The following is a 10703-nucleotide window of genomic DNA, read 5'->3' as shown; positions in this document are numbered from 1 at the left end:
TTGACGACCATAGAGCATTGGAACCACCTGATCCCATCCCGAACTCAGAAGTGAAACGATGCATCGCCGATGGTAGTGTGGGGTTTCCCCATGTGAGAGTAGGTCATCGTCAAGATTAAATTCCAAACCCCCTGTCTGCTCACGCAGACAGGGGGTTTGTTTTTGTGCCGAGAAAAGTTGCAACATGCCCGGCCGCAACAAGCTGCTACTCGGGCACTGCGTGCCCAGATTCACCTGCAGCTCAAGTCCTACAAATATGCACATATGCACAGTTATTTTGTAGTCCGCGCACTAGAATAGGCGCAGTCATTTTCTGAGCCCGAGACTCCCTATATGCCAGATCCGGTTGACCCCCAAAGGGTGTCAGATCTACCGCTGGACGAGTTAGTGGCCTGCCACGAGTGCGATCTGTTGATGCGCAGGCCACATCTCGCTCTCGGCGAAAAAGCCCAATGTCCGCGCTGTGGGTATGAGCTCTATGCTCATCGGCACAAAGTCGTCGAACGCAGCCTCGCGCTGGTGATCGCCGCTTTGCTGCTCTACGTGCCCGCGAACTTTTTGCCCATCATGCAACTCAATCTATTGGGCCAGGCGTCGCAAGACACGGTCTGGAGCGGTGTGCTTGGCCTGTTCAATACCGGCATGCAAGGGATCGCCGTTGTAGTCTTCCTGTGCAGCATGGGAATTCCGCTGCTCAAGCTGCTATGCCAGCTCGTCGTGTTACTCAGCATTCGCTGGAACATAGGCCGTAGCTACGGGCTGCTCATTTACCGTATTTATCACCACTTACGTGATTGGGGCATGCTTGAGGTGTACCTGATGGGAGTACTGGTGGCGATTGTGAAATTGTCCGACCTTGCAGAGTTGAGCCTCGGTCTTGGTTTAACCTGTTTTGTCAGCTTATTGCTGGTACAGGTCTGGCTGGAAGTTGTGATGTCGCCGCACCAGATCTGGCAGGCATTATCCGGGGAGGATGTCCATGCGGGCGATTGATGCAGGTATCTTGATCTGTGGCGAGTGTCACGAGCTGAACAGACAAGACCCCGAGACCGACGAGCAAAGCTGTACCCGATGTGGCGCTCTGGTACATGCGCGTCGTCCCGACAGCCTTATGCGTACCTGGGCATTGCTGTTAACCTCGGCCATTCTCTACATTCCGGCCAACCTGCTGCCCATCATGACCGTCAACTCTTTGGGCCAGGGTTCTCCGAGTACCATCATGGCGGGTGTCATTGAGCTGGTGCAGCACGGCATGATCCCGATTGCGGCCGTGGTATTTGTGGCCAGTATTCTGGTGCCAACCTTCAAGCTCGTCGGCATCGCCTTGCTGTTGTTTTCAGTGCAACGCCGTCAGCCGCTGTCAGCCCGGCAACGGATCATCATGTACCGCTTTATCGAATTCATTGGCCGCTGGTCAATGCTGGATATTTTTGTCATCGCCATTCTGGTGGCGGTGGTGAATTTTGGACGGATAGCCAGCATCGAGGCCAATCTTGGTGCGGTGGCTTTTGCCAGTGTGGTGGTATTAACAATGCTAGCCGCTGTAACTTTTGATCCCCGACTGATTTGGGATAACACGGAGTCGGACGACGACCATGAGTGACTTGCCTACCGCTAAAACCCGCCCGGCTTCCAACTGGTCGGCGATCTGGATTCTCCCGCTCATTGCCCTGATCATCGGTGGCTGGCTGGGATGGCGTGCCTATACCCAGACCGGAATCGACATTCAGGTGCGCTTCGAAAGTGGCGAAGGCATCGTCGCCAACAAGACTGAAGTGGTCTACAAAGGCATGCCCGTGGGCAAGGTCAAAACCCTGGCTCTGGACGAAGCTGGCCCGAGCAACGGGGTCATTGCCACCGTCGAGATGGATAAAGACGTCGAGCAGTACCTGAGAACCAACACCCGATTCTGGCTGGTCAAACCCAGCGTCTCTCTGGCGGGTATTACCGGCCTGGAAACACTGGTATCCGGCAATTACATCGCCGTCAGCCCGGCAGATGGCGAGTCAACGCGCAAATTCAAGGCCTTGTCACAAGAGCCGCCTCTGTCTGACGCCAAGCCAGGACTGCACCTGACGCTCAAGGCAGACCGCCTGGGCTCGTTGAACCGGGGCAGTCCGGTGTTTTACAAACAGATTCAGGTTGGTCAGATCAAAAGCTACGTGCTCTCTGAAGATCAAAGTACGGTCGAGATCAAAGTCTTTATCGAGCCGACTTACGCCAACCTGGTGCGTAAACACACACGTTTCTGGAACGCCAGCGGCATCAGCATCGACGCCAACCTTTCAGGGGTGAAAGTGCGCAGTGAGTCTCTGGCCAGCATTGTTGCCGGAGGCATAGCCTTCGCGACGCCGGAGAACCGTAAAGACAGCCCGCCAACAGACACAAATCTGCCGTTCCGGCTGTATGAGGACTTTGATGCCGCGCAGGCGGGGATCAAGGTCAAAGTCAAACTCAGTGACTTCGAAGGCCTGCAGGCAGGCCGTACACCGGTCATGTACAAAGGTATTCAGGTCGGTAGCCTCAAGGCCTTGAAAGTTGACCCGGACCTCACCAGTGCCAGTGCCGAACTGGCCCTTGATCCGCTGGCGGAAGATTACCTGGTGCAGGGCACCCAGTTCTGGGTGGTAAAACCTTCTATTTCGCTGGCCGGGATTACGGGGCTGGAAGCTCTGGTGAAAGGCAACTACATCGCCATTCGCCCGGGAGACAAAGGCAGCACACCGGAACGCGAATTCATTGCGCGGCCCAAAGCACCACCGCTGGATCTGCGCTCACCGGGTCTGCACATGGTGCTCTTCACCGATAATCTGGGATCACTGGATGTCGGCAGCCCGATTCTCTACAAGCAGGTCAAGGTTGGATCGGTCCAGAGCTATCAGTTCTCCCGCACCAAGAAGCAGTTGGTCATTGGTGTCCACATCGAGAAAGAATACGAAAACCTGGTCAACGCCTCGACCCGTTTCTGGAATGCCAGCGGCATCACGCTCACTGGCGGATTGACCGGGGGGATTCAGGTCAAGAGTGAGTCCCTGCAAAGCCTGATGGCCGGCGGGATTGCATTCGAAACACCGGAAGCCGCGGCGCCCCTGCAAAAACGCATCCCTCGTTTCCGCCTGTATACCGACCGCGACGCGGCGATGCAGCAAGGTGTCGCTGTAACAATCAAAGTGGCACGTGCCGACGGGCTGCGCAGCGGTACGCCGATTCGTTTCAAAGGTCTGGATGTAGGCAAGATCGAAAGCATCGACCTCAGTGACGACCTGCAGTCGGTCATGCTCCAGGCCCGTATCACCGAAGTGCCGGGGCGGATAGCACGGGTGGGCAGTCAATTCTGGGTCGTCAAACCCGAGCTTGGATTGATGAAAACCGCCAACCTGGAAACCCTGGTCACCGGTCAGTACATAGAAGTGCAGCCTGCTGCCCGGCAACTGGGTCCGCAGACCAGCTTTGTCGCTCTGGATCAAGCCCCGGAGGCTGCCGTCTCGCAAGCCGGGTTAAGCCTGGTGTTGAGTGCGGCACGCCGTGGTTCGTTCAAGGAAGGGGTACCCGTGACCTACCGTGAAGTTACGGTGGGCAAGGTCACTGGATACGAGCTGGGCAATACCGCTGACCGTGTACTGGTGCATATCCTGATCGAGCCGCGTTACGCGCCATTGGTTCGCACTGGCAGCCGCTTCTGGAACAGCAGCGGCTTTGGTGTCGATTTTGGTCTGTTCAAAGGCGCCACAATCCGTACCGAGTCCCTGGAGACCCTGGTCCAGGGCGGTATCGCATTCGCTACCCCGGATGACGGCAAGATGGGTAATCAGTCCCGCCCGGAGCAAACCTTCCCCTTGTTCGACAAGTTCGAGGAAGAGTGGCTGCAATGGGCACCGAAAATCCCGTTGGCTAAATAGCCTTCAGCTGCACCCGCTTAACAAAAGACCGCGATCAATGATCGCGGTCTTTTGGTTTGCAGCGCATTTCAGGTCTCAGACCTCATCCAGCTCCGGCTGTTGAACCGGTACGCCAGCGACCGGTTGCACTTCGTCATGGCGACGAATGTACTTCCAGTCATCCTCGTCGATGTAAATCCCGTTCGGGCCGCTGCCGCCTTCAAGGTCGATGGCTACGTGGGCACAGACCTGCGGCTTGACACTGGCCAGGATAGGCACAAACCCCAGCTGCAGACTGGTTTCCAGCAGCGCGGTCTGGTTCTTCTCGTCGATGTCGGCCGCTTCGTCGAGGTAGTACGGCAGTCGAATGCGCCCGGCCTGATCGCGGTCCATCAAGTGCAGCAACAGATACATGTTGGTCAGCGCCTTGATGGTCATGGTCGTACCGTTGGACGCAGCACCGTCGATATCGGTATGGATCACCGGCTGGCCATTGACCTTGGTGATCTCGAACGCCAGCTCAAACAAATCCTTGAGCCCCAACTGGTTATGGTTTGCCGCTACCAGTCGCGCCAGATACTCCTTGGCCTCTTCGTTCTTGTTGTCCTGCTCGGCGCTCTGGCTGAGGTCGAACACCGACAGGGTTTCGCCTTCTTCGTACTGACCGGCGCTGTGGATAATCTGATCGATATGCTTGAGCGCCTCCTTGTTCGGTGCCAGCACGATACGGAAGCTTTGCAGGTTGGAGACCTGACGCTTGTTGATCTCGCGGTTGAACAACGCCAGCTGGTGTTCAAGGCTGTCGTAGTCACTGCGAATATTGCGCAGGGTGCGGGCGATGTCAGTCACGGCTGCACGACGGGCCTTGCCCAGGGTCAGGGCTTCTTCGGTGCGGTGGGCATAAGCGTTGATCAGCAGTTGCAGGCGGCGCTCCATGTCGTCTTCGCTGTCGAACTTGGCCACTCCCTTCAACCGCACCTGGGCATATAAGGCTTCGATCTGCCCGTCGCTGCGCAGCAGACTTTGCCAGCTGTCCTGATAGTCATTGAGCAGCGGCAACAGGTTGTCCATCGAGTCGTCGACCGGGTCCATGAACGGCGTGCCGAACGGCAGGTCGGCAGGCAGTAACTGACGACGGCGCAGGCTGTCATCTAGGGTGCGCTGCTTGGCTTCCATGTCGCCGATCTGGCGGCCCACCAGCTGCAGCTTGGCCGACAGTTGTTGCACCCGTTCGGTGAACGCATCGCTGGAGCGTTTCAATTCGTCTTGCGCACCTTCGGCCTGGGCCAGTTGCTCAAGCTTTTCGCCTTCCTCGGCACTCAACGTCTGACTGCGGCGGAAGTCTTCCAGCGCCTTTTGTGCGTCCAGCACCTGTTGATACAGTGATTCAGCTTCGCTCTTGCTCGCCGCCCGGTCAGAGGTCACGGCCTGCTGGGTTTTCAGTTGTTTGAGTTCTTTTTCCAGACGCTCTTTGTGCTCGCGCAATGCCGCGCGGTCCGCCAGTGCCTGCAGGGCCGGCGGCTCGATATGGCCAAGATCGATGCTAAGCCCTGGCGCCTCAAAGCGCTCACCTTTGAAGCCGGCGAGGATCAGTTCCAGGGATTTGACCCAGGCATCGCTGTCATCGAGGGCAATGCCGTGCTCACCCAGCGGCAGGCTGAACAGGGCGCTGTTGAACAGGCGCATCAGGCGCTCTACATCCTGTTGCGAAAACTCTTCGCGCAGACGGGCGTAGCTGTTGTTGTCGGCGTGGTCGAGCTGCTGCTTGACCGACTTCAGGCGTTTTTCCAGATCCCGCAGGCGCTCATCCAGATCCTCGGCGCTGAATTGACGCGACTGGGACAGGGCCCCGGCCAACTCATCATGGGCATCCTTGGCGGCCAGCAGCTGCTGCTCCAGCACTTTCACATCGTCAACCAGGGCAAAGCGGTGCCTGAGCACTGACAGCTCACCAAGCCAGCGCTGTATACCGCTGATTTCCCGCTCCAGGCGCATCAGTTCCTGGGTGCTGCTGCGTTGATCGTTTTGCAGCGAATCCTGTTCGTTGCGGTAATGCTCGGATTGAATCAGCAACTCTTCCTTGCGTGCCCCGGCGTAGTCTTGCCAGGTGCCGAGCAGAGAATCCAGGAGCGGCGACAGGCGATGCAGCTTGCCGCGCAGCAGATCACGCTGGCGAACACCGGCGGCCAGCGCTTCCACCAGAGGCCCGGCGCCCACCAGCGCGTTGTAGTCCTGCTCCATGCGGCGTACGTCGCGGAAGGCTTCTTCACAGGCGGCAATGTAATCGACGCTGCCCGAACGCAGGCTGTGCTCAAAGGCATCGAGGAACAGTTGCTTGAGCTTGGCCGCAGTGATTTCGCGCATGTGCAGCAGGTTGATAAACAGGGCGCGGAACGTCTTCATGCTCTGCTCGCTGGTGGAACGCAGCGGGATCAGCGTCAGGTCCAGCGGAATCGAGGTGTGCCCGCCCACCAGCAGACGGCGCAGTTCGTCGGGCTTGAGCTCATAGGCCTTGAGACCATTGCGCTCAAGGTTGGTGAACAGCTCCTTCTGCCGCAGGCAGGTGTCGTCTTTCTGATAATGGGCCAGGTCCAGTTTGCCTGCGTAGGCAAAGAACTGGTGACCGAAGCCGCCACCCGGGCCACGGCCGACCACCCCGATCACATGGGGGCCATGGGGCAGTGAGACTTCGACGAGGATGTAGCTGGTGTCGGACGCAAAGTAGAAGCGGCGCGACTGTTCGAGGCTGTACTTGCCGAAGCTCATGTCTGACATGCGCGCCAGAATCGGGAACTGCAAGGCATTGATCGAAGCTGATTTGCCGAGGTTGTTGGCACCGTACACCGACAGTGGGTGCTCAAGCGGGAAAAGGCCCAGGCTGTAACCGGCGGTATTCAACAAGGCAAAACGGCGTATTCCGTAGCGTTCCTGGCTCATGCATCCATCTCCTGTTGCTCGGCGGCAATGGCGCGTGCCAATGCGGCTTCTTCGTCCTCTTCCTCGGGCTCAGCGTCATCGTCGATCAACACCGGCGTGGGCAGCGGCAGAATGCTGTGCAGGCTGGCGGCCAGATCGCGGTCTTGCTGAACCGACAGGCAAACATCCAGGAAGCGGTGCATCGGCGGCAGAAAACGGTAGATCCCGGGCTCTTCGCTGGCGAATCCGAGCTGGGTCATGCGGCGCATGATCTTTTCTTCCAGCTCTTCGTGGGAAGTGACCTCCGCCTGTACAAACAGATCACGGTATTTATCCAGCAGCGCAGGCAGCTCATCGCGGCCCAGGCTGCCACCATCGAGCACGGCAATCGGGTCGCGACCCTGATCGGCCAGATGCTCGACGATGATAAAGGTGAACAGTGCCAGGCGTTGTGCGGTCTTGTTCACTTGCGCGGTGGCGGTGTCGGGCACGAAGTAATAAAAGCCGCGGGTATCACACACCAGCTCAAAGCCCAGTGCCTTGAACAGGGCGCGGTATTGATCCTGAAAGTTTGACAGTTGCGCGTACAGCTCCGGGTCACGACGGCTGACGTGGTAACCCTTGAACAACTCGCGAAAGATCGGCGCAAGTTGGGACAGTTCTGACAGATCAAGATGCATGGAGAGGGCTCGCTGTAGTCTCGGTTGCGTCTTCGTTGCGAGAAAGCAGGGCGAAGGAACGCAGGCTGACCAGATGTTCGTGGGTGTGATAATCGCGGCGCTCCAGGCGTTCGCGCACGAAGCGTTTTTCCCGTGACAGGCGGGAGAACCAGTACAGCAACTCGTCGGTGTCACCGTCTGGCTCCTGTGCCAGCAGCCAGTTCATCAAGTCCGGCATTGGCAGCGCGTCGCTGCAACGATCGAGCATTTCCTTGACCGTACGCGGCGCTTTGGGTGTTTCGCCCCGGTGGGCTTTATGCGCCTTGGGGAAACGTGCCGGTTTTGCTTCGAAGCGGGCCAGCGCATACACGTAGGCCTCCACCTGACTGGCGCTGCCCAAAAAGGTACTTTGCGGGCGCGTGAACATCGGCATCGAGGCTTGCGGCACGGCGTCCAGCCCTTTGCGGCGGATGGCTGCCAGCGCCAGTGCGGCGCCACGGGTCACGGCATTGTGCCGGCGCGCCTCTTCACGCAGCGGCAGCAACAGCTCGCGGGCGTGGCGCAAAGTCAGCTGGGCGCTGGTTTGCATCTCAAGGATCCGCGCATGGGTGCGCAGCAACATGTCGTCGTCCACCAGATGGCCGAGTCGCTGTTGCTCGCTGAGCATGCGCAGCAATACGTTTTCAACCTTGCGCACGCCTTGCTCGAAAGCACCGTCGGCGTTGACCAGCTGGATCATGGGCTCGACGTATTCGTCCCACGTTGCCAGAACCTCGGCATAACGCTGGCGCAGCGGGATCTGCCGGTCGCTGGTCTTGGCCCGCTCGGCTACCGCGACCAGGGCCTGTTCATCATTGGCGAGTTTTTTCAGCACATCGCGAACGCGCATATCGAGCAAGCGCAGCTGGCGCGCCAGATCATGACCGTCACGGATGTCGAACGCATCCTGGATGTACCCCGCCAGACGCTCCAGATGACGCAGATAGGCTTCGATCTCCAGGCACAGGCCAAGGCGGTGCTCGCGCCTCAGGTAGGCCAGAAAATCGAGGATCTGTGCATTTAACTCAAAGCGGTTCGGGCTTTTGGCGACCGGCACCAGAATATCCAGCCGGATCCAGCTGTCGAGGACGTTGGTGATGTCCTGTGGCGTGCTATCCACTTGATGGATAGCCAATTGCAGACGTAGTTCGCTGAGGCTCAACGTGCCTTGGTCGAAGTGTTCACACAAAGGCTCAAGGAGTGCCCAGTGCTCGGCAAGGGCACGTAATACGCGCTTGGGTTCGATCATGGGAGGGCCGGTCAATTGGCAATGAAAGTTCGCGATTGTACTGCAACGTGCCGTCGAGTCATCACTTGACGATCAGAGGCGCAACCCGCCGACCATCCGTTTTTCATCAACTGGGGGCGGGAAGGGCAGAAGGGCGGTAGAATTGCCCATCTTTAGTTATCCACAGATGGCCGCCCCTTGTTGAACGAGTCCCGCCGCCGCGCGTATATGACTGCCATGCAGGTGGTCAGCTGGTTACCGCGCACCGAATTGCCATTTGCCGCGCCTTCGCGGCCCGAGCTGCTGGTGCTCCCCGAGCCGCCCGCAGAGCCCGTGATTACGCGGCCTGCGGTCAAGGCAGTGGCGGCTGCGAGCGCGCCTGCAGAGCGGCCAAAGATCGAAGTGCCCCGGCCTTCGATCTCTGTGCGTGCGGCCAGCAAGCCCGTGGTTGAAGCCGAACCGGTACCGGTCACGCCCAAGGTGGTGCAACTGCCGCCGCCGCGCTTTGCCTTGCAGTTGCTGCGGGCCGGGCGTTGTCTGGTGCTGGTGGAGTTACCCACAGGCAGCGCGTTCCAGAGCCGTGATCCGGCGTATTTATTGTTAAAGGACATGTTGCGCGCTGCCGGTCTGCCCGACAGCCCGCAAATCATTGGCGAGCCCGTACGCTGGCCGTTGTTGCGCCGGGGCAGTGTCGACCAGGGGCCGGAAGCCGCGCGGGAATTCGTGCAGGGCTTTGTCATGGCCCGTCTCGAAGAGGCCGAGTGTGCCTGCTTGTGGCTGGTGGGGCTGCCAGCGGTGCGTTTTGCCGGTGAGGCAGACGCGCAAGCGTTTAACACTGAACTTGCAATTGAAGGGCTGGGCTGCGCATGGGCGCTGCCGGGTCTCGAACTCTTAATGGATGAGCCACAACGCAAAGCGCATGTGTGGCAAGCCATGCGCCGGCTGATGGCGCGCTGGAAACAAAACGATGAGTGACGCTGTAACCTTCCGCCCGATGACCGAGGCGGACCTTGAAGCCGTATTGAAAATTGAATACGCCGCCTTCAGCCACCCCTGGACCCGCGGTATTTTTCTCGACGGTCTGGGGAAATACCAGATCTGGCTGATGTTTGAAGGCGAGCAGCAAGTGGGCCACGGGGTGGTGCAAATCATCCTCGATGAAGCACATTTGCTGAACATCACCGTCAAGCCGGAAAGCCAGGGCCGTGGCCTGGGACTCAAGTTGCTCGAGCACCTGATGTCCATTGCCTATGCCAACAAGGCCCGGGAGTGTTTCCTGGAGCTGCGCGACAGCAACACGGCTGCGTTCAAGTTGTATGAGCGTTATGGCTTTAACGAAATCGGCCGCCGCCGTGACTACTATCCGGCGGTTGGCGGACGTGAAGATGCAGTCGTGATGGCCTGCACCCTGGTCGACTGACCCGCACCGCCACCCTGCAGGAGCTGGCTTGGCAGGAGCTGGCTTGGTAGGAGCTGGCTTGTCAGCGAGCTTTTAACAACATACAGCTCGCTCCTGCAGGTGGGGTGGGAGCTGGCTTGCCAGCGATCAAGTCATTCAGGTTTGCGCCCCACCGGATCTATATCTGCCAGCTCCGCTTCGTCCAGGCCGTGGCCTGCGCCAATTTCACTTTCCTTGACCACGCTCAGATCCCAGTCTGCTGCGCCACCCCGTTCTTCCATTGCCTCGTAGGCATCCCGTGCTCCGTCCTCGGGTATCAGCATCTGCGCATCCAGATCATCCGGGTCCGAGCCATTGCCCGGCAGTGCCGCTCCGCTGATTTCCCGGTTGCGCGGGCGATTGTCACCAATATGGCGCTTGTACTCTTCATCGGTCACCAGATCATCCAGCGACTCGCGGGTATCCTGGGGGTCGTCAAAGTCCAGCGGTTCAACCGAGCCCATGCGGTCTTCCATATCGTCGATGTCCTCGGGTTCTTCTGCTCCAAACGGACGACGTGAATCAGTCATGGTAATTCCTCATAA

General features: G+C 58.9%; 9 protein-coding genes and 1 rRNA gene. 6 read left to right on the top strand and 4 right to left on the bottom strand.

The features are described 5' to 3' along the window. From rrf to EQV90_RS16950, 4 genes are all read left to right on the top strand, one after another. Window positions 1-115, top strand: a 5S ribosomal RNA gene (gene rrf / locus EQV90_RS16965). A gap of 218 nt (window positions 116-333) precedes the next feature. Continuing rightward, window positions 334-993, top strand: a complete 660-nt coding sequence (locus EQV90_RS16960) for a paraquat-inducible protein A (RefSeq protein ID WP_003439736.1) — start codon at window positions 334-336, stop codon at window positions 991-993. Further along, complete coding sequence (locus tag EQV90_RS16955) at window positions 980-1603, top strand: paraquat-inducible protein A (RefSeq protein ID WP_003439738.1); 624 nt, start codon at window positions 980-982, stop codon at window positions 1601-1603. Before EQV90_RS16960 ends, EQV90_RS16955 begins: the two co-directional genes overlap by 14 nt. Then, the gene (locus tag EQV90_RS16950) at window positions 1596-3899 is read left to right on the top strand and encodes an MlaD family protein (RefSeq protein ID WP_240878446.1); all 2304 of its coding nucleotides are present in this window, start codon (window positions 1596-1598) and stop codon (window positions 3897-3899) included. The genes EQV90_RS16955 and EQV90_RS16950 overlap by 8 nt, the downstream gene beginning before the upstream one ends. A 75-nt stretch (window positions 3900-3974) precedes the next feature. Here EQV90_RS16950 and mksF read toward each other — a convergent pair whose 3' ends face one another. The 3 genes from mksF to mksB are packed head-to-tail and all read right to left on the bottom strand — an operon-like array spanning window position 3975 to window position 8741. Then, a complete protein-coding gene (mksF, locus tag EQV90_RS16945; protein WP_240878445.1) occupies window positions 3975-6815 on the bottom strand; it encodes an Mks condensin complex protein MksF in 2841 nt (946 codons plus the stop codon). Then, window positions 6812-7474 (bottom strand): Mks condensin complex protein MksE, encoded by a 663-nt coding sequence (gene mksE, locus EQV90_RS16940; protein WP_003439743.1) that lies wholly within the window; start codon window positions 7472-7474, stop codon window positions 6812-6814. The genes mksF and mksE overlap by 4 nt, the downstream gene beginning before the upstream one ends. Continuing rightward, window positions 7464-8741, bottom strand: coding sequence for an Mks condensin complex protein MksB (gene mksB, locus EQV90_RS16935; protein ID WP_003439744.1), 1278 nt, complete (start codon window positions 8739-8741; stop codon window positions 7464-7466). The genes mksE and mksB overlap by 11 nt, the downstream gene beginning before the upstream one ends. A 177-nt stretch (window positions 8742-8918) precedes the next feature. On the opposite strand from mksB, the gene EQV90_RS16930 reads away from it, so the two are divergent. Further along, window positions 8919-9695, top strand: coding sequence for an energy transducer TonB (locus tag EQV90_RS16930; RefSeq protein WP_240878444.1), 777 nt, complete (start codon window positions 8919-8921; stop codon window positions 9693-9695). Beyond that, a complete protein-coding gene (rimI, locus tag EQV90_RS16925; protein ID WP_003439747.1) occupies window positions 9688-10140 on the top strand; it encodes a ribosomal protein S18-alanine N-acetyltransferase in 453 nt (150 codons plus the stop codon). Before EQV90_RS16930 ends, rimI begins: the two co-directional genes overlap by 8 nt. Before the next feature lie 131 nt (window positions 10141-10271). Here the strand turns inward: rimI and EQV90_RS16920 are convergent, their stop codons facing one another. Then, complete coding sequence (locus EQV90_RS16920; RefSeq protein WP_003439748.1) at window positions 10272-10688, bottom strand: hypothetical protein; 417 nt, start codon at window positions 10686-10688, stop codon at window positions 10272-10274. Window positions 10689-10703 lie beyond the last annotated feature (15 nt).

Source organism: Pseudomonas sp. TMW22089 (genome assembly GCF_022496645.1).
Taxonomy (GTDB): Bacteria; Pseudomonadota; Gammaproteobacteria; order Pseudomonadales; family Pseudomonadaceae; genus Aquipseudomonas; species Aquipseudomonas paraversuta.
The sequence above is the reverse complement of the archived record's forward strand: the minus strand, read 5'-3'. Positions and strand labels throughout refer to the sequence as shown.